We start from the raw sequence: 18,382 nt of genomic DNA on the forward strand, positions 1-18,382 counted from the left end.
AGTGTGGCTCAGCGGCGCACAAAGGTGTTGGTCAGGGAGCCGATGCCGTCGATGTCGACGGTGACCTGCTGACCCGGCTCGACGAGGCCGACGCCGGCCGGCGTCCCGGTGAGGATGACGTCGCCGGGCAGGAGGGTGAAGGCGGCCGAGGCGTACTCGATGATGCTCGCGACCCCGTGCACCATGTCGGCGGTCGTGCCGTCCTGCTTGACCGTTCCGTCCAGGGTCGTCGTGATCCGGAGGTCGCCCGGGTCCAGCTCGGTCTCGATCCACGGTCCGAGCGGGCAGCTGGTGTCGAAGCCCTTGGCCCGTGCCCACTGCCCGTCCGAGCGCTGCCAGTCGCGCGCCGTGACGTCGTTCGCGATGGTGTAGCCGTAGATGCACTCGGCCGCGCGCTCGGCAGTGACGCCCTTCGTGATCGTCTTGATGACGACCGCCAGTTCGCCCTCGTAGGAGACCTCGGAGCTTCCGCTCGGCAGGACGACGGGGTCGAACGGCCCCACGACCGCGGTGTTGGGCTTGAAGAAGAGCATCGGCTGCTCCGGCGGAGCTGTGCCGCCCATCTCCTTCACGTGGTCGGCATAGTTCCTGCCCACCGCCACGACCTTCGAGCGCGGGATGACGGGAGCGAGGAGGCGGACATCCTCGAGCATGACCGGTCCGGCACCCGACGGCTGCAGCCCGACGTAGAGCGGATCGCCCTTGAGGGGTGTGATGACCTCCTCGCCGGGGTCGCCCTGGACGATGCCGTATGCCGGGTCGTCCCCGGTCGTGTACCTCGCGATGCGCACGCGGCCAGCCTAACGATCCCCAAGGAACGTCCAGCCGAATGCCGCTGAGGCGGCTCCCGCTCACGCCCGCGGCGCCTGCGCGGCCGGGTCGCCCGAGCGAATCTGGGCGGTTTCCGGGATTGTCCTTCCCCCGTGGGGTAAACCTTGTCTCGAGGGGCCGGATTCGTGGAGGGTCCGGCCCCGCCATCTCCTACCCTGCTGCAGTGAGGATCCTGGCCGAGGCTGATTGGCGTGCTCGGATGGCGGCCCATGAGGCGCGCGTCGACGCCGTCACCGCCGGCCACCGGGCCCGCCGCGTCGCAGGGACCCCGCATCCGGTCGAGGACTTTCTCTTCACGTACTACGGCTGGACGCCGGGCAGACTGCGACGCTGGCACCCGGGCGCCGAGGTGGGGCTGGCTTCGCCCGCCGCGATCCCGCACGTCGCCTGGCGGTTCTACCGGCGGCAGGGTGACGTCGTCTCGGTCGACGTCGACGCATTCCTCGAGGCGCGGGGCGACACCGTGCGGTTCGTCCACGACCTCGTGGGCCGGACGGCGGCACGCCCGGGTCGGTTCGGCTGCTTCGGGCTCCACGAGTGGGCCATGGTCTACCGGCTGCCGCAGGCTGAGGTGCGCCACTCGGCGTGGCCGCTGCGGCTCGGCCAGCGCGAGACGGACGCCGTCGTCGAGGCGCACCAGATCTCGTGCTCGCACTTCGACGCCTACCGGTTCTTCACGCCCGACGCCGCCCCGCGCAACGTGCTGCGTCCGACGAGAGCCAGCCAAGCGGCACATGAACAACCGGGATGCCTGCACGCCGGGATGGACCTCTACAAATGGGCCATGAAGCTGTGCCCCGTTGTGGGCAGTGACCTGGTCCTGGACTCGTTCGAGCTCGCTCGCGAGATCCGGGAGCTCGACATGCGCGCGTCGCCCTATGACCTGCGCGAGCTGGGATACCAGCCGGTGCGCATCGAGACTCCGGAGGGCAAGTCGGAGTACGTCGAGGAGCAGCGGCGGTTCAGCGAGCGAAGCCAGGCCCTCCGCGCCCGCCTCATCGAGGCGATCGATGAGCTGCTGGTGGCCTCGCCTGCGCGCACTCCGTGATCGATGAGCCCTTCTCGCCCTGCCTCCTGACCGATGTATTCCCGGTCGTCCTTGCGACGTCTCTACTGAATGCGGATGGTCGCCCTGACGGCACGCCTACCCGCGTCGCCCGACCGAGACCCAAGGGCGAGCGCCCTGAGGGTGCTGTTCGACGCGCACTATGGGCGCCTCGTCCGCACGGCACGACTGCTCGTGGACGACCGAGAGACGGCCGAGGACGTCGTCATGGACGCCTTCATGTCGCTGGACCGTAGGTGGTCCTCCCTCCGGCGGCCGGAGGACGCCGACCGCTACCTGATGGCCCGCGTTCTGAACGGTGCACGGCGCCACTTGCGCCGCAAGGGGGCGCGGCTCACACACGTGACCCCGTCGCACCGCGATACCGACGGTCCCGCCAACCCCACGCATCAAGGTTCCACGCGCGCCGCGGTCATGCGCTCGCTCAGGGCATTACCGGCTCGACAACAGCAGGTCCTCATCCTGAGCTTCTGTCTGGATCTGTCCGAGCGCCAGGTCGCCGAGCAGCTCGGCATCGGCATCGGGTCCGTCAGGCAGCTCACTTCAGGGGGGCTCGCCTCGCTGGCGCGGAACCTCGAGGTCCAGCGATGATCCCGGCGGACCAGATGGGCCGGCTCCTCCATCAGTCACTGCACGAGGAGGCAGACGCTGTGCGCATCGATTCCGTCCGAGCGGCGCGGCACTTCGAGCGATATGTCGCCGGTGCCCCCCGGATGAGGTGGCTGCGCGGTGTGCTCACCGCGGCCGCTGCCGTCCTCGCCATGGTGGTCGGGTGGGCCGCGCTCTCTGGAACGGGCGGCGCCGGGACGGCCTCACCGCGGTTATCCGGCGCACAGTTGTCCGTTGCCCGCTCCGCAGCACCCATGCCAATTGACTCCACGTGGCCCTACCTGCTCGACCTCGACACGGGAGCGCAGACTCCGCTTCCATGGCGCTTCGTACCGCGAGCCTCAGGACTCCGGACCGTCTACGCCCTGGATCCGACCACCGGGCAGGTCGCACTGTCGCACTGCCTGCAGCCCAGTTCGGAGTGCGGACAGTCCATGGTTCTGGTCGGGAGGGTGGACGACCCCGGCGTCAGGCACATCAGCCTGCCCAGCGGACTGGTCAGCGTGGGCGTGGAGTGGTCCCCAGATGGCCGGCAGTTGCTCATCTCCGCCACCGACGGGTCCGCGGCAGCCGTGCCGGAGTCGTACGTCCATGACCTCGCCACCGGCCGCACCACGAAGATCTCCGACATCCCGCTCGACTTCGCTTGGTGGTACTCACTCCAGTCCAGCTTCAGCGGCGACGGTCGCTCCGTCCTGTACGACCTGCCACGGGGCCGTGGCCAGAGCGCGTCCTGGGACGTGTGGACTGTCCCTGTAACGGGCGGACCGGCCAGGGTACTCATCCGCAACGCCAAGTCGCCGCGCGGCATCCCCGGGACAAGTGACATCGCGTTCCTGAGCCCCATACCGGCGCACGCGCCACCGCGGCGAGCTCAGCGGGCACCTCTTCATCGTGGGGACGGCTCAGCCATCGTGGTGGCGAGGGGAACGGGGGCCTACCGCACGATCGTCGCAGCGGTAACGGCCATCGGGGTGATCCAGGTTTCGCCCGACGGCACCCGGCTGGCGTACGAGGACGACGGTTCGGCTTGGGTCGTCGACCTCGGCGCCCGGCGGACCGAGCGGGTGGCCGCAGGCACGCCAGCGGGTTGGCTGGACGATCACACCCTGCTCATCCTGCCCTGATGGTCGAGGCCGTATCGACAACGTCCTTGCCCCACGTTGGGCCCGCCGCGCAGGATGAGGAGACGCCCCAGCGTCATCCCGAGCAGGGGCAGGAACGTCTCTGGGGATATGCGCAGTGGAGTCGGCCGCGTACGGCGGCGTGAGTGGGGTTCCGACGAGGCCCAAGGGTTCGTCGCTGCCCTCTTCGAGCTCTACTACGTTGAGCTCGTCGCCACGGCACGGTTCCTTCTCGGCGACGTCGGTGACCTCGGCGACACGGAGACCGCCGAGGATGTCGTCATGGCTGCGTTCGTGTCGCTCCACCGACACTGGGCATCGCTCGGCAACCCCAACGAGGCACACGGGTTCCTGCACTCCAGCGTTCTGCACGGGTCGCGGAGCCAGCGGCGGAGGCGAGTCGTCCGGCATCGTCCCGTGGCGCCGGACTCGGGCGACCGGGCCGGCGTCAGGGATTTCTCGTCATCAGGGTCCGGGCGCACCGGGCTCGTCGCGGCCCTTCGCGGCGTGCCGGCCCGGCAGCGGGAGGTGCTCGTGCTCCGCTACTACCTGGGGATGGACCCGGTCGAGGTCGCACAGCAGCTGGGGATCGGGACGGGCTCGGTCAGGCAGCACGGCGCCAGGGGACTCGCTGCCCTGGCGCATGGTGCGGCTGAAAGCCTGGACGTCGATGACGTCGGGGAGCGGCTCACGGCCGCCCTCACGGCGGCGGTCGAGACCATGGACATCGACCGTCGAGCCGCCTGGATCCGGCTCGAGCAAGAGCTCTCTGCGGGTGAGCGCCAGCGAAGGGCGAACCGGCGGTTCGCGGCAGCGGCGGTCCTCGCTGTCGCAGCCCTTGTCGGCTGGGCGGCCCTGGGACCACCGAACCATGCGATGCCGGTCGACTCGGTGCCATCGCCGCGTCCGACAACACAGGCGGCCCCTCAGCCGGTCACGTGGCCGTTCCTCCTTGACCTGCGAACGCTCTCGATGTCACCGCTGCCCGGCCAGCTGGTGCCGGAGTACCCGCTGATCCCTGCCTACGGCGTCTCCCCGGACGGGACACAAGTCGCCGCCGTCAAGTGCGACGTGAGCCTCATGGGTTGCGACGGAAACCCCTGGATCGTCGTCGGGAGCCTCGAGGATCTCGCGGTGCATCGCCTGACCGTCCCGGACGCCCAGCTGACCGACGTCATCTCCTGGTCCCCGGACGGCACCAAGATCATCGTCGGGTCGACTGATGGGTCCGGCTTCGCCGTCGGTGAGCTCTACCTCATCGACGTGGCCAGCGGACGGACCCGCCAGATCACCAACATCCCGCTGGACCACGCCTGGTGGTGGTCTCTGCAGACGAGCTTCTCCCCCGACGGCGGCTCGGTCCTGTACGACCTGCCCCGGGGCGGCGACGAACGGGTCGGCTGGGACATCTGGTCCGTGCCGCTGACCGCCGCTGGGTCGGCCAAGGGAACGCTGTTCCTCCGCAACGCCAAGGGCCCCAAGGCCATCCCGGGCACCGCGTCGGTCGCCTACATCGCGCCCGTTCCCGGGTCATGGCAGGGGTCGGCGATCGGCATCGTCGACGGCTTTGGGTCGAGACGAACGCTGGTGACCGCCCAGAACGGGATCGGCATCCTGGTGCCCTCGCCGGACGGGCGGTCGATCGCCTATGACGACGGCTACGGCACCTGGGTCGTCGATGTCGCGACCGGCACAACCCGTCACGTCTCATCGAATGGCAGACCGGCCGGCTGGCGCGACCAGGACACCCTGCTCGTCGTCCCCTGATCCCCAAGCGAGTGGATCGCATCCTCGTCGAGCTGGGCAGGGAGATCCACCGCATCGCCGCCTGACCGTCAGGGTCGCGGAGCAACTCCTTGCCGGATCAACCCGTACGCCAGCCCGTCGGTTAGGGCCCGCCAGGAGGCGGCGAGGATGGACCCGGCCACGCCGATCGTGTCCCAGGACGTCTCGCCGTCCGACGTCTCGATGAGCACGCGGGTCACGGCGTCGGTCCCGTGCGAGGCGTCCAGAATGCGGACCTTGTAGTCGATCAGCTCGAGCTTCTCGATTTCGGGGTAGGCCTTCGCGAGAGCTTCCCGGAGCGCGTGGTCCAGAGCGTTGACCGGGCCGTTGCCCTCGCCGGTCGCGAGGTGCCGCGCGCCGTCGGCATGGAGCTTGACCGTCGCTTCGGAGACGGCGTCGCCGGTCGCCGTGGAGTCGGTCATGACGCGCCACGACTCCACGGAGAAGTAGCTCGCGCACCCCGGCTCCAGCGCCTCTCGGACCATGAGCTCGACCGTGGCGTCTGCAGCATCGAAGGTCCAGCCGCGCTGCTCGAGATCCTTCACCCGCGCCAGGACGTCGACGACGATGTCCGGGCGGCCCGACAGGTCCAGCCCTGCCTCCTTCGCCTTGAGCTCGATGCTGGCGCGCCCGGCCATGTCCGACACGAGGGTGCGCATGCCGTTGCCGAGGAGCTCGGGGTCCATGTGCTGGTAGAGATTCGGGTCGACCTTGAGAGCGCTCGCGTGAAGGCCGGCCTTGTGGGCGAAGGCGCTGGCACCGACGTAGGGCTGGCGACTGTAGGCCGGCACGTTGGTGACCTCGCTGATGGCATGCGCCACGTGCATCGCCCTGCGGAACGAGTCGGGTGCCATGACGTCGCGGCCGAGCTTGAACTGGAGGTTGGCGGCCACGGTCACGAGGTCGGCGTTGCCGGTGCGCTCGCCATAGCCGTTCACCGTTCCCTGGACGTGGGTCGCCCCGGCCCGCACGGCCGCGATCGAGTTGGCGACGGCGCACCCCGTGTCGTTGTGGCAGTGTGCGCCGACCCGGGCGCCGGTCTCGGCGATGACGTCCGCCACGACCTCCTCGACGACGTGCGGCAGCATGCCGCCGTTGGTGTCACAGAGCACGACGACCTCCGCTCCCGCCTGGTGCGCCACCCTGACCACTGCGAGGGCGTACTCGCGGTCGAGGTGCCAGCCGTCGAAGAAGTGCTCCGCGTCGAGGAACACCCGCTTGCCCGCGGCGACCAGGTGACTCACCGTGTCGCGCACCATCTCGAGGTTCTCCTCGAGGGTGGTCCGAAGCGCCTCCTCGACGTGACGCACGTGAGACTTCGCGACGAGGCACACGACGGACGTGCGCGCCTCGAGCAGTGCTGCGACAAGCGGGTCCCCAGCGGCCGAGGACCCCGCCCGTCGCGTTGCGCCGAAGGCCACCAGCGTCGCGTGACGCAGGTGGAGCTCGGTCCGGGCCCGATCGAAGAACTCGGTGTCCTTCGGGTTCGCCCCGGGCCAGCCGCCCTCGATGAAGTCGACCCCGAGGTCGTCGAGCAGCCCGGCGATGGCCAGCTTGTCCGACACCGACAGGTTGAGGCCTTCCTGCTGGGCTCCGTCGCGCAGGGTGGTGTCGTAGACGTGCAGCGCTTCCATGACCGTGATTGTCCTCGTGCTTGGGAATGGGCCGACGTGACGTTCCGCTCCCCGGTCTCATTCAGCCGTATGCCGCTGGGCTCGGTGTGCTTCGCGGCTCTCCTCGACGGGTGGTCGGGGAAACAAAAAGACCCCCCGGGTAGGGAGGTCTGCGCGACGAGGGTCTCTCGTCGCGCTAGCTGATAATGAGCGTGCTTGTGGCGGGCCCGAGGAGGTGCGTCATGGGCTCATCGTGGCAGCACCGTCCGAAGCCCGAAACTGCCCGTCCGCATCGTGGACCTGCCCCACGATGCAGGGCCAACCCGGCGCCCCAGGTCACCGACGGGCGCGACCGAGCCCAGCGGCATACGACCTCGCTGCGGTGACGAGCGCCTCGAAGAGGCGAGGGTCCGTGCCCTGCTCGGGGTGCCACTGGACCGCGAGCCGGAAGGGAGACGATGGATGCTCCATCGCCTCCAGCGTCCCGTCGGGGGCCCAGGCGGCCGAGACGTAACCGGGATGTGTCGCGACCGACTGGTGGTGGTGACTGGGGACGTCGTCCACCCGCGCACCCAGCAGCTCGGCGATCCGCGTCCCGGGCACGGTGTTCACCGGGTGGCTGCCATAGGTCGCCGGGGCCGGCGAGTGGTCGTCGTGGCCGACCCGCTCGGGCAGGTGCTGCTCGAGCGTCCCCCCGGCGGCAACAGCCATGACCTGCATTCCCCGGCAGATGCCGAGCACCGGGAGGTCGACCTGTGCGGTCACCTGGGCGATGGCCACCTCGGTCGTGTCCCGGTCGGGCCGCAGGGTTTTGACGGAGGGGTGCCGTTCGGCCTCGTAGAGCTCCGGTGCAACGTCCGCTCCCCCCGCGATGATGACGCCATCGAGCCGAGCCATCAGGATCCGCACCAACCGGTGGTCGTCGTCGGCCGAGTCGAGGCGCGGGGGGAGCACGACGGCGATCGCCCCGGCCTCCTCGACCTGGCGGACGTACGCGTGCGGGACGAGAGCCGAGGGCACGTCGCGCCAGTGACCCCGGCTGGCCGGCTCGAGATACGAGGTGATCCCGATGATGGGCGTCTCCTGCACGGCGTCCTCCTCGTCAGCTCTGCAGGTCGAGGGATGCGGTGGGGTCCAGCTGCCCGAGCAGCCGCTCCAGCGTCAGGGCGACGCCGTCATCGTCGTTGGAGGGGCAGATCCGGTCGGCCACCGCGCGAACCTCCTCGTGCGCGTTCGCCACCGCCCAGCCGACTCCAGCCCATCGGATCATCGGCACGTCGTTGGGCATGTCCCCGAAGGCCCACACGTCGTCGCCGCCGATCCCGCGGCCGGCCGACCACTGCTCGAGGGCAACCGCCTTCGTGACGCCCGCGGCGTTGATCTCGGCCAGCCCACCAGCACCGGAGTAGGTGACCTGGGCGCGGTCACCAACCACGTCGCTCGCCTTACGGAGGAAGTCCTCGTCCTGGAGGGTCGCGGACTTCGCGAGCAGCTTGCCGACCGCCTCGTCGTCGAGGCGGTCGATCGGCGCCTGGATGGCATCGTGCGGGACGTCATGACCCGGGTCGTGGGGGAACAGGGCCTCGAACCACAGGCCGCTCCCCCGCTCGGCCGCGAACGTCACGTCGGGCACGGCGCGCCGCAGGTCGGCGACGATGGCCTGCAGCACGGCGTGCTCGAACCCATTGCTGCTCATGACCCGTCGAGCGGCGACGTCATAGACGAACGCGCCGTTCCCGCAGATGGCGACGCCGTGCCCGCCCACCGCCGCCGCGAGCTCGTCGAGCCAACGCGGCGGCCTGGCGGTGACGAAGACGACCTCGATACCGGCCTCCTCGGTGGCGGCAAGGACGGCACCGGTCCGAGGCGAGAGGGTTCCGTCGGACCGGAGCAGTGTGCCGTCGAGGTCGGTCGCGATCAGACGAGGCGCGTCATCCACCCGTGTGAGTCCTCGACGCGGCCGTACTGGATGTCGAGCAGGCGTGCTCGAATGGCCGTCGCCACCGTGTCCTCGTGACCGTCACGGCGGTGGTCGACCGACCCCCCGTCCCAGCGCAGCTCGCCGACCGGCGTGATGACGGCTGCGGTGCCGCAGGCGAAGATCTCCTTGATGTCCCCGGCTGCCGCACCCTCCTTCCACTCGTCGATGGGGATGCGCCGCTCCTCGGGCTCGAGGTCGAGCTCCTTGGCCAGCTCGAGGATCGACATGCGTGTGACGCCCTCGAGAATCGTGCCGGTCAGCTCCGGCGTGACGATCTTGCCGTCCGCGGTGACGAAGAAGAGGTTCATCCCGCCGAGCTCCTCGATGTAGGTGTGAGTCGAGGAGTCGAGGAAGACCGCCTGGTCACAGCCATGCTCCGCACCCTCGAGCTGCCCGGCGAGGGACGAGGCGTAGTTGCCGCCACACTTCGCGGCGCCGGTGCCGCCGGCTCCGGCTCGAGCGTAGGCCGTGGAGATCCAGAGGGTGACCGGCTTGACGCCGCTGGCGAAGTACGAGCCGGCCGGGGACGCAATGACGGAGTAGGTCACCCGCTGGGCGGGGCGGACGCCGAGGAACGCCTCGGAGGCGAACATGAACGGGCGCAGATAGAGGCTCTTCTCCCCCTCGGCCCCGGGCACCCAGTCCTGGTCAATGCTGACGAGCTGCCGCAGCGACTCGATGAAGTCGGCCTCGGGAAGTTCGGGAAGCGCGAGACGCCGCGCCGACCGCGCGAACCGGGCCGCGTTGGCCTCGGGACGGAACGTCCAGATCGAGTCGTCGGCGTGCCGGTAGGCCTTCATCCCCTCGAAGATCTCCTGACCGTAGTGGAGCACCGCGGCAGCCGGGTCGAGCTGGAACGGTCCGTAGGGCTGGACCCGCGCTCCTGTCCACCCCCCGTCGGCGGACCAGTCGATGACGACCATGTGGTCCGTGAAGGCCTTGCCGAAGCCGGGGTTCTCCAGCACCTGCGCGATTCGCTCGGACGGGGTGGCGTCCTCGCGACGGGTGACCTCGAAGGACAGCTGGGTCATGGGTGAACCTCCGTACGGCAGTCTGCGGTGATCCATTGCAGGCTATCGCCCACATGGTGAGACGGCGAAAGCGGACCTGACCCGGAGAACCGAGACGTCCCAGCCACTCGGCTCGTTCGTCAGAGTCGGGATGCGATGGCGTCACCGACCTGGGAGGTCGAGCGGACGGCACCGCCTCGCTCGGCGAGGTCGGCTGCGACCGCAGCCTCGACGAGGCTCGCGTCGTCGGCCCGCCCGAGGTGGGCGAGGAGCAGGGCGACGGACAGGATTGCCGCGGTCGGGTCGGCCTTGCCCTTCCCGGCGATGTCGGGGGCCGAGCCGTGGACCGGCTCGAACATGCTCGGGGTCGTCCGTGCCGGGTTGATGTTGCCCGATGCGGCGAGTCCGATGCCGCCCGAGATGGCGGCCGCGATGTCGGTGATGATGTCGCCGAAGAGGTTGTCGGTGACGATGACGTCGAAACGGCCGGGGTCGGTCGCCATGAAGATCGTCGCCGCGTCGACGTGCTGGTAGGCGGTCTCGACACCGGGGAACTCGGCGGCGACCTCCTCGACCGTGCGACGCCAGAGGTGCCCGGCATGGGTCAGCACGTTGTGCTTGTGCACGAGGGTCAGGTGCCTGCGCGGTCGAGCCTGGGCGCGGGCGAAGGCGTCGCGAACGACGCGCTCGACGCCGAAGCGGGTGTTGACGCTGACCTCGGTGGCGATCTCGTGAGGGGTGCCGACCCGGAGGGCGCCGCCGTTGCCGACGTACGGCCCCTCCGTGCCCTCACGCACGACGACGAAGTCGATGCCGTCTGGGGCGACGCGGGCCACGTCGAGCGGACTCGCGACGCCGGGGAAGAGCTTCGCCGGGCGCAGGTTGACGTAGTGGTCGAGGGCGAACCGGATGGGCAGCAGCACCCCCCGCTCCAGGACGCCGCTCGGGACGGTCGGGTCGCCGATGGCGCCGAGGAGGATCGCGTCGTGACCGCGCAGCTCCTCGAGCACCGAGTCGGGCAGCAGCTCGCCGGTCGCGTGCCAGCGCCGGGCACCCAGGTCGTAGTCGGTCGTGGAGAACTTCGCGCCACCGGGCGCCGTGACCGCGTCGAGGATCTTGAGGCCCTCCGCGACGACCTCCGGACCGATTCCGTCACCGCCGACGACGGCGATCGAGTAGTCCTGCTTCTGGCCTCGAGGGCGCTGCTCCACCATGGTTCAAGCGTAGGGATCGTCTTGTGATGTGGAATCCATGTCTCAGGTCCTGACATGGCGAAGGCCCTCGCCCCACGAACGGGAGAGGGCCTTGACCTGGAGGATCGGCTCAGTCGTCGGTGTGGCCCTGGTCGCGCAGGTCCATGGACTCCTGCAGCGCGCGACGGGCGGCCTGTGCATCTTCGCTCATGGCACTCATTCCTTCATTGCATGTCACGGTGGTTGGTTTCAGGTGCTCGAGCCCGGGTGGGCGAGCCGTCAGCCTGGAGGGAACGCGGGATCTCCGCGACGAGGTGCTGACTACTGAAACTCGCCGCGGCTGGCAATGAGGAGTACGAGCTGCCGCGTCATGACATTCACGCTACGCCGGGTCACCAAGCGGTAAAGGGGGTTTCCAGAAAATGAGACGGCAGGGCCACGATCTGGCACACAGAATCTGCGGTCCGTGTCGCGTGTCACAGGACAGCCCTCTGCGTCCTACGCTCGGGGAGTGACCGATCACCGGCACGACGTCTCGACCGGGCCGGATGGTTCTGGCTCGCGCGGCAACCTCGCGGGCCATCTCGAGGACCACCCCCGCTGGATCGCCATCCCACCGAGCAATGCCCGGCGCATCGTCGTCATCATCCTGACGGCCATGGTGCTGCTGTGGGTGGCGACCTGGGCCTTCGCCGCCATGAGCGGCTTCCTGTTCCTGCTCCTGCTCGCCTGGCTGCTCTCGATCGCCATGGAGCCGGTGGTGCTGTGGCTGAGCGAGCGAGGACTGCGGCGTGGTGCCGCCACCGGCCTGACCCTGGGCGGGATGCTCGTCGTCGTCGCGGGGCTCCTCGAGCTGTTCGGCTCCGTCTTCGTCGCGCAGGTGTCCCAGCTCAGCACGCAGCTGCCCACGGTGCTCACGTCGGCGATCGACTGGATCAACCGGACCTTCCACACCCAGTTCGACCAAGGGAGCATCGAGTCGGCACTCGGGCTCACGCCGGAGCGGATCGGGGAGCTGGCCGGCAAGTACGGCGGCGGGCTCCTCGGCGTGTTCGGCTCCCTCCTCGCCTTCCTGTTCGACGTGCTGACCATCCTCGTCTTCGCCTACTACTTCTCGGCGGACAGTCCGCGCCTGCGTCAGACCATCGGTTCCTGGCTTCCGCAGCGCTACCAGCGGGTCTTCATCACCGTCTGGACGATCTCTGTCGCGAAGACGGGTGGCTACGTGGTGTCCAAGGTGGTGCTCGCGGCAATCTCGTCCGTCGCGCACGCGGCCTTCTTCTGGGCCATCGACGTGCCCTTCTGGCTGCCGCTCGGCATCTTCGCCGGCATCGTCGGCCAGTTCATCCCGACCATCGGCACCTACATCGGCGTCGCCCTGCCCGCCCTCTTCGCCCTCGTCGACAAGCCGATCAACGCGGTCTGGATCGTGGCCTTCGCGACCGTCTACCAGCAGGTGGAGAACTACGTCCTCACGCCACGCATCAGCCGGCGCACCATGGACATCCATCCGGCCGTGGCCCTCGGCTCGGTCATCGCCGGCGCAGCCCTGTTCGGGCCCATCGGAGCCCTCATCGGGATCCCCGTGGCCGCCGTCGCCCTGTCCGTGCTCGACACGTTCAGCAAACGGCACGAACTCGTTCCCGAGCTCGCCGGCCTCGAGGTGACGCCCGACGGTCCGGCTGCAGCGGACGAATCCGCCGCTGCCGCCGATCAGTCCGCCCAAGCCGACTCGGACCTCAGGCCGGACACCTCGCGAAGCTGACAGAGCCCCAGTCGAGTGTGCAGTCCCCGCCGTCGTGCCCGGGAGCAATGACGGGAGCACTCCCGGTCAAGCCACGTAGCCACGCACGAACCGCACCACCTTGTCCCGTCATTTGTTCCCTCAAGTCCCGGCGTGAACTGCCCACTCGATGCAGAGGGGGCCGGGCTGGCACGGGCCGAGAGGCGCGAACAAAGCCCAGCGGCATACGGAATGTGCTCGTCAGCCTTGGAGGTCGATGACGGTGAAGGTCTTGGCGTCGACGGTGGCAGCGATCTCGCTGGCGAGCTGTGGCGAGACCGCGCTGTCGACGTTGAGCACGCCGATCGCCTGGTCTGCCTGACGGGAGACCTGCATGCCCCCGATATTGACGTCGGCATCGCCGAGGAGCTTGCCGACGGCGCCGATGATCCCGGGCCGGTCGGAGTACTCGAAGACGAGCATGTGGTCGGACAGCGGCACCTCGAGGTCGTAGCCGTTGACGCCGACGATCTTCTCGACCATCTTCGGACCGGTGAGCGTGCCAGAGACGCTGACGATCGTGCCGTCGGCAAGAGTGCCGCGCAGGGTCGTGATGTTGCGGAAGTCGCCCGCGTCCGGCTCGGTGAGCAGTCGCACCTGACAGTCGCGCTGCTCGGCGAGGATGGGTGCGTTGACGTAGGTCACCGGGTCCTCGACGACGTCGGTGAACAGGCCCTTGAGCGCGACGAGCTTCCACACGCTCACGTCGTGCTCGGTGATCTCCCCGCGCACGTCGACGTCGAGCTGGGCCGGCACGGCGCCGGCGACGGCGGTGAAGATCCGGCCGAGCTTCTCGACGAGCGGGATGCCGGGGCGGACCTCCTCGGCGATGTAGCCCGAGGACACGTTGACCGCGTCCGGTACCAGCTCGCCCGAGAGCGCGAGACGGACCGACCTCGCGACGGACACGCCAGCCTTCTCCTGGGCCTCCTCGGTGGAGGCACCGAGGTGAGGGGTCACGACGACGGACTCGTGGTCGAAGAGCGGGGACTCCGTGGTCGGCTCGGTCGCGAAGACGTCGAGGCCGGCGCCGGCCACGCGGCCCTCGGCGATGGCGCGGGCCAGGGCAGCCTCGTCGAGGATGCCACCGCGGGCTGCGTTGATGATGCGTACCGTGGGCTTGACCTTCGAGAGGGCGGCCTCGCCGATGAGGCCGACCGTCTCCGGCGTCTTCGGGAGGTGGATGGTGATGAAGTCGGACTGCGCGAGCAGCTCATCGAGCCCGACGAGCTGGGCCCCGACGAGGCCCGCCTTGGCCGGTGAGGCATAGGGGTCGTAGGCGAGCACCCTCATGCCAAAGCCCTTGAGGCGCTCGGCGACGAGCGCGCCGATGCGGCCGAGCCCGATGACCCCGACCACCTTGTCGAGCAGCTCGACGCCTGAGTACTTGCTCCGTTTCCAGGCGCCACCCTTGAGCGCCTGGTTGGCCGGGGCGATGTTGCGGGCCGTTGCGAGGAGCAGGGCGATGGCCAGCTCCGCGGCCGAGGTGATGTTGGACGTCGGCGCGTTGACGACCATGACACCGGCCTGGGTCGCCGCCTGCACGTCCACGTTGTCCAGCCCGACGCCGGCGCGCGCGATGACCTTGAGACGCCTGGCCGCCGCAATCGCCTCTGCGTCCATCTTCGTCGCCGAGCGGATGAGCACCGCGTCCACGTCAGCGAGCGCCGGGAGGAGCTCGTCGCGGTTGGCTCCGTCGCAGGTGCGGACCTCGAAGTCGGGTCCGAGTGCCTCGATCGTGGCGGGTGAAAGCTCTTCGGCGATGAGGACGACGGCCTTGGTCACAGGGGATCCTTTCGGGCGGGTGCGCGGCCCGGAGAGGACGCGGGCCATGGGCGGCACCGCGGTGTGCCGCCCAAATTCTAGGCGTAGCTGACGGCCAGGGTCATCACGTCCAACCAGCATGTGAACAGATTCCGTACTCACGTGATGCGTATCACGTCGTGGACCCCTCGTCCCGAATGGCGGGACCACGTCAGGCCAACAGGGCGGCTCCCAGGTCCTCCCCCGGCAGGAGCGGACCACGTGCCCCATGATGCGCTCCGCACCCTCCGGGCACCCGAGACACGCGGCTGACGGTCAGGTCTCGACGGTGCGGGCGGACGGCGGCGGTGTGCCGATGGTCGCGACGGACCGCTGGGGGCAGGCCGTGCGGGTCGCCACCGCCCGCTGCACCCGCTCGAGCCGGAACCACCGGATGTCGCGCCTGAGCCGGCACCACCCGACGAGGTACCACCGGCTGTCCGCCAGGGCGAAGATCATCGGCTCGACCTCTCGACGAGTGACGCGCCCGGCGGCGTCCTCGTACGTGAGGTGGACGGTGACCCGCCCGGTGAGGGCCGCTTCGAGGGCGGTCATGATCCGGCGGGGAGCCCCCGGGCCGACGTCCACCCAGACCCTCTTCGCCAGAGCCTGGGCCCTGCTCCTCGTGTCGGGGTCGACGACGTCGAGCACTTTACGGGTGGCCGCCCGGGCGGCGTCCCCGAAGGGCGCCCCGGAGGACGCGGCGACGGCGGCGCTCAGGGCGACGACCTGGGCGGCGGTGAGGTTGACCGGCGGGAGGGACCCGCGCTCGTCGAGCACGTAGCCACCGCCCGGACCCGTCCTCGCCCGCATCGGCAGGCCCTGGGCGGTGAGCGAGGCGAGGTCCCGCTTGATGGTCCTCGTGCTGACCTCGAACTCGGCGGCCAGGCTGTCCGCTGTTCGTCCCCGGCGGCCGGCACGCCGGAGGGCCTCCCCGATGGCATGGAGGCGGTCGGTCCGGTTCACGGCCTCAGCATGGCACGATCAGTGCCATAAATAGTGACATAGGGCTGACCAAGGGCCGCCGTACCGTCGGGGTATGAACGCGAACGAGAACACCAGTCCGTCCATCGTGCTCGTCCCCGGGCACTGGCTCGGCGGATGGGCGTGGGACGCCGTCGCCGCCCGGCTGACCAGGAGTGGACACCACGTCGAGGCGGTCACCCTGCCCGGAGCATCGTCGGGCGAGGTCACTGCGACGTTGTCCGACCAGGTCGACGCCCTCGCCCAGGTCGTCTCCCGACAGCCCGAGCCGCCGGTCGTCGTCGCGCACAGCGGCGCCGGCCGGGTCATCACCGGGGTGCTCGATCGCGACCCACGAGCCGTCCGCCGGGTCATCTACGTCGACAGCGGGCCGGCTGCCGACGATTCAGTCTTCGACGAGGGGCTCACCGAGGACGTCGAGTCGATCAGCCTGCCGCCATGGACGGACCTGACGGCGGGCGGCGCAAGCCTCGAGGGACTGAGCGAGCAGGATCTCGCGATCTTCCGCGAGCGCGCCGTCCCGGTGCCGGCAGCCGTGGCGCGAGAACGCCTCCGGCTGCGGGACGACGCCCGCCTCGGGGTTCCGAGCACCATCATCGCGACGTCACTGCCGTCTGAGGTGATGATGGGTCTGGCGCAGCAGAGACATCCGATGTTCGCAGAGGTCGCCCGCCTGACGGACCTCGAGCTGGTGGACCTGCCCACGGGGCACTGGCCGATGTGGAGCCGCCCCGACGACCTCGCGGACGCCATTGGCGCTGCAGCCCGCTGAGGTCGCTCCGCCGGGGCGATGTGGTCGATCGGGCCATGGCTCGACCGACCACATCGACCGCGAGGGCCAGCGCGGCCGGGTCAGCGAGCCGCTGAACCCTCGGTGTAGTCCTCGTCGGTCTGCTTCACCCACGCCATGAGCTTGCGCAGCTCGCGGCCGGTGGCCTCGATCGGGTGCTGGGCGCCCTTCTCGCGCAGTGCCTTGAACTCCGGGGCGCCGGCGTCCTGGTCGTCGATGAACCGCTTGGCGAAGGAGCCGTTCTGGACGTCGGCGAGCACCGCCTTCATGTTCTCCTTGACGTGCGGGTCGATGACACGCGGTCCTGAGACGTAGTCGCCGTACTCCGCGGTGTCGGAGACCGACCAGCGCTGCTTGGCGATGCCGCCCTCGATCATGAGGTCGACGATGAGCTTGAGCTCGTGGAGGCACTCGAAGTAGGCGACCTCGGGCTGGTAACCGGCCTCGACGAGCGTCTCGAAGCCGTACATGACGAGCTGGCTCGCACCGCCGCACAGGACCGCCTGCTCGCCGAAGAGATCCGTCTCGGTCTCCTCGGTGAAGGTGGTCTTGATGCCGCCCGCGCGAAGACCACCGATCGCCTTGGCGTACGACTTCGCAAGCTCCCAGGCGGTTCCGGTCGCGTCCTGCTCGACCGCGAGGAGAACCGGCACGCCCCGGCCGTCGGCGAACTCGCGACGGACGATGTGGCCGGGGCCCTTCGGGGCGACCATGAGGACATCGGCGTCCGCCTCGGGCTTGATGTAGCCGAAGCGGATGTTGAAGCCGTGACCGAAGAGGAGCGCCGCGCCGTCCTTGAGGTGTGGCTTGATGTCGTTGGCGTACACGGTCCGCTGGACCTGGTCGGGCGTCAGGATGACGACGAGGTCGGCCTCCTTGACCGCGTCGGCGACGCTCCTGACCGTCAGGCCCTCGGCCTCGGCCTTGGCAATGCTCTTGCTGCCCTCGGCGAGGCCGACCCGGACGTCGACGCCCGAGTCGCGCAGGTTGAGCGCGTGGGCGTGGCCCTGGCTGCCATAGCCGACGATGGCGACCTTCTTGCCCTTGATCAGGTTCAGGTCGGCGTCGCGGTCGTAATATACGCGCATGGTTGTTTACCTCTTGCCTATTTGGTTATTGCTTGGGAGTTTCGCTGATCGCCGCTCTGGCGGCTGCTTCTAATTTCAAACGAGAGCGGCGACAAGCCCCGGAGCCCGGGCGTCTCGCCCGCGCTCCTTACATCGCCTCCGGCCCGCGGGCGATCGCCACGATGCCGGTGCGCGACACCTCGACGAGGCCGAGTGGCAGCATCAGGCTGATAAACTGGTCAACCTTCTCTGAACCGCCGGTGATCTCGAACACGAAGCTTTCCGTGGTGGCGTCGATGACCCGCGCCCGGAATGCATCCGAGAGCCGCAGCGCCTCAACCCGGTTGTCGCCCTTGCCCCGCACCTTGACCATGGCGAGCTCGCGCTCGATCGCCGGGCCGGCGATGGTCATGTCGACCACGCGGTGGACCGGCACCATGCGGTCGAGCTGGTTCTTGATCTGCTCGATCACCATCGGGGTGCCGCGCGTCGCGATGGTGATGCGCGAGAGGTGCTTCTCGTGCTCGGTCTCCGAGACGGTGAGGCTCTCGATGTTGTAGCCGCGCCCGGAGAACAGGCCGATGACGCGCGCAAGTACGCCCGGCTCGTTATCGACGATGACGGCGAGCGTATGGGACTCGATCGTCTCTTTCACGGTGGCGGCCGGGTAATGGGTGGTGCTGGGGGACGTGGTGGTCACGGGATCATGTCCTTTAGTTGCGCGGCATTGTGCGATTATGTGC

17 protein-coding genes are annotated in these 18,382 nt (G+C 69.3%); 6 read left to right on the plus strand and 11 right to left on the minus strand.

Annotated elements, in window-relative coordinates; translation table 11 throughout:
• Positions 1–8 precede the first annotated feature (8 nt).
• The gene (locus tag ABF401_RS03655) at positions 9–791 is read right to left on the minus strand and encodes a fumarylacetoacetate hydrolase family protein (RefSeq protein WP_353508179.1); all 783 of its coding nucleotides are present in this window, start codon (positions 789–791) and stop codon (positions 9–11) included.
• Positions 792–994: 203 nt separating this feature from the next.
• Here ABF401_RS03655 and ABF401_RS03660 point away from each other — a divergent pair, with 203 nt between their 5' ends.
• The 4 genes from ABF401_RS03660 (at position 995) to ABF401_RS03675 (ending at position 5,397) form a co-directional block, all read left to right on the plus strand.
• Positions 995–1,879 (plus strand): 3-methyladenine DNA glycosylase, encoded by an 885-nt coding sequence (locus ABF401_RS03660; protein WP_353508180.1) that lies wholly within the window; start codon positions 995–997, stop codon positions 1,877–1,879.
• A gap of 75 nt (positions 1,880–1,954) precedes the next feature.
• Entirely contained in the window at positions 1,955–2,488 is a 534-nt protein-coding gene (locus ABF401_RS03665; RefSeq protein WP_353508181.1) for a sigma-70 family RNA polymerase sigma factor, read from the plus strand.
• Positions 2,485–3,633 (plus strand): TolB family protein, encoded by a 1,149-nt coding sequence (locus tag ABF401_RS03670; RefSeq protein ID WP_353508182.1) that lies wholly within the window; start codon positions 2,485–2,487, stop codon positions 3,631–3,633. Before ABF401_RS03665 ends, ABF401_RS03670 begins: the two co-directional genes overlap by 4 nt.
• 108 nt (positions 3,634–3,741) lie before the next feature.
• Positions 3,742–5,397 (plus strand): sigma-70 family RNA polymerase sigma factor, encoded by a 1,656-nt coding sequence (locus ABF401_RS03675; RefSeq protein WP_353508183.1) that lies wholly within the window; start codon positions 3,742–3,744, stop codon positions 5,395–5,397.
• Positions 5,398–5,465: 68 nt separating this feature from the next.
• On the opposite strand, the gene cimA is transcribed toward ABF401_RS03675, so the two are convergent.
• The 6 genes from cimA to ABF401_RS03705 all read right to left on the minus strand — a co-directional run bounded on the left by cimA (position 5,466) and on the right by ABF401_RS03705 (position 11,432).
• A complete protein-coding gene (cimA, locus tag ABF401_RS03680; RefSeq protein WP_353508184.1) occupies positions 5,466–7,049 on the minus strand; it encodes a citramalate synthase in 1,584 nt (527 codons plus the stop codon).
• Positions 7,050–7,364: 315 nt separating this feature from the next.
• Complete coding sequence (locus tag ABF401_RS03685; protein ID WP_353508185.1) at positions 7,365–8,117, minus strand: gamma-glutamyl-gamma-aminobutyrate hydrolase family protein; 753 nt, start codon at positions 8,115–8,117, stop codon at positions 7,365–7,367.
• A gap of 13 nt (positions 8,118–8,130) precedes the next feature.
• Positions 8,131–8,967 carry an HAD family hydrolase gene (locus ABF401_RS03690; protein ID WP_353508186.1) on the minus strand — a complete coding sequence of 279 codons (837 nt, stop codon included), beginning with the start codon at positions 8,965–8,967 and terminating at the stop codon, positions 8,131–8,133.
• Positions 8,946–10,040, minus strand: coding sequence for a branched-chain amino acid aminotransferase (locus ABF401_RS03695; protein WP_353508187.1), 1,095 nt, complete (start codon positions 10,038–10,040; stop codon positions 8,946–8,948). Before ABF401_RS03695 ends, ABF401_RS03690 begins: the two co-directional genes overlap by 22 nt.
• Positions 10,041–10,159: 119 nt before the next feature.
• Positions 10,160–11,233 carry a 3-isopropylmalate dehydrogenase gene (locus tag ABF401_RS03700; protein WP_353508188.1) on the minus strand — a complete coding sequence of 358 codons (1,074 nt, stop codon included), beginning with the start codon at positions 11,231–11,233 and terminating at the stop codon, positions 10,160–10,162.
• A gap of 109 nt (positions 11,234–11,342) precedes the next feature.
• Entirely contained in the window at positions 11,343–11,432 is a 90-nt protein-coding gene (locus tag ABF401_RS03705) for a 3-isopropylmalate dehydrogenase (protein WP_353508189.1), read from the minus strand.
• 291 nt (positions 11,433–11,723) lie between these two features.
• Between ABF401_RS03705 and ABF401_RS03710 the strand changes: the two genes are divergently transcribed.
• Positions 11,724–12,977 (plus strand): AI-2E family transporter, encoded by a 1,254-nt coding sequence (locus ABF401_RS03710; RefSeq protein WP_353508191.1) that lies wholly within the window; start codon positions 11,724–11,726, stop codon positions 12,975–12,977.
• Positions 12,978–13,196: 219 nt separating this feature from the next.
• On the opposite strand, the gene serA is transcribed toward ABF401_RS03710, so the two are convergent.
• Complete coding sequence (gene serA / locus ABF401_RS03715) at positions 13,197–14,780, minus strand: phosphoglycerate dehydrogenase (protein WP_353508192.1); 1,584 nt, start codon at positions 14,778–14,780, stop codon at positions 13,197–13,199.
• Between the two features lie 294 nt (positions 14,781–15,074).
• Positions 15,075–15,764 carry a helix-turn-helix transcriptional regulator gene (locus ABF401_RS03720; protein ID WP_353508193.1) on the minus strand — a complete coding sequence of 230 codons (690 nt, stop codon included), beginning with the start codon at positions 15,762–15,764 and terminating at the stop codon, positions 15,075–15,077.
• A 73-nt stretch (positions 15,765–15,837) separates the two neighbouring features.
• Here ABF401_RS03720 and ABF401_RS03725 point away from each other — a divergent pair, with 73 nt between their 5' ends.
• Positions 15,838–16,554, plus strand: coding sequence for an alpha/beta fold hydrolase (locus ABF401_RS03725; protein ID WP_353508195.1), 717 nt, complete (start codon positions 15,838–15,840; stop codon positions 16,552–16,554).
• Positions 16,555–16,634: 80 nt separating this feature from the next.
• Here the strand turns inward: ABF401_RS03725 and ilvC are convergent, their stop codons facing one another.
• Both ilvC and ilvN read right to left on the minus strand, forming a co-directional pair.
• Positions 16,635–17,660: a ketol-acid reductoisomerase gene (gene ilvC / locus ABF401_RS03730; protein WP_353508196.1), complete on the minus strand. Its 1,026-nt coding sequence runs from the start codon at positions 17,658–17,660 to the stop codon at positions 16,635–16,637.
• Positions 17,661–17,787: 127 nt separating this feature from the next.
• On the minus strand, positions 17,788–18,339 hold the full coding sequence (gene ilvN, locus ABF401_RS03735; protein WP_353508197.1) for an acetolactate synthase small subunit: 552 nt from the start codon (positions 18,337–18,339) through the stop codon (positions 17,788–17,790).
• Positions 18,340–18,382: the final 43 nt, after the last annotated feature.

Origin of the sequence: Intrasporangium sp. (assembly GCF_040414665.1) — a bacterium.
Taxonomy (GTDB): Bacteria; Actinomycetota; Actinomycetes; order Actinomycetales; family Dermatophilaceae; genus Intrasporangium.

Bases quoted from the DNA above. Each gene is read 5' to 3' on its own strand.
- ABF401_RS03665 (WP_353508181.1), top strand. From the start codon at position 1,955: ATGGTCGCCCTGACGGCACGCCTACCCGCGTCGCCCGACCGAGACCCA.
- ABF401_RS03670 (WP_353508182.1), top strand. From the start codon at position 2,485: ATGATCCCGGCGGACCAGATGGGCCGGCTCCTCCATCAGTCACTGCAC.
- ABF401_RS03675 (WP_353508183.1), top strand. From the start codon at position 3,742: ATGCGCAGTGGAGTCGGCCGCGTACGGCGGCGTGAGTGGGGTTCCGAC.
- cimA (WP_353508184.1), bottom strand. From the start codon at position 7,049: ATGGAAGCGCTGCACGTCTACGACACCACCCTGCGCGACGGAGCCCAG.
- ABF401_RS03695 (WP_353508187.1), bottom strand. From the start codon at position 10,040: ATGACCCAGCTGTCCTTCGAGGTCACCCGTCGCGAGGACGCCACCCCG.
- ABF401_RS03700 (WP_353508188.1), bottom strand. From the start codon at position 11,233: ATGGTGGAGCAGCGCCCTCGAGGCCAGAAGCAGGACTACTCGATCGCC.
- ABF401_RS03705 (WP_353508189.1), bottom strand. From the start codon at position 11,432: ATGAGTGCCATGAGCGAAGATGCACAGGCCGCCCGTCGCGCGCTGCAG.
- ABF401_RS03725 (WP_353508195.1), top strand. From the start codon at position 15,838: ATGAACGCGAACGAGAACACCAGTCCGTCCATCGTGCTCGTCCCCGGG.
- ilvC (WP_353508196.1), bottom strand. From the start codon at position 17,660: ATGCGCGTATATTACGACCGCGACGCCGACCTGAACCTGATCAAGGGC.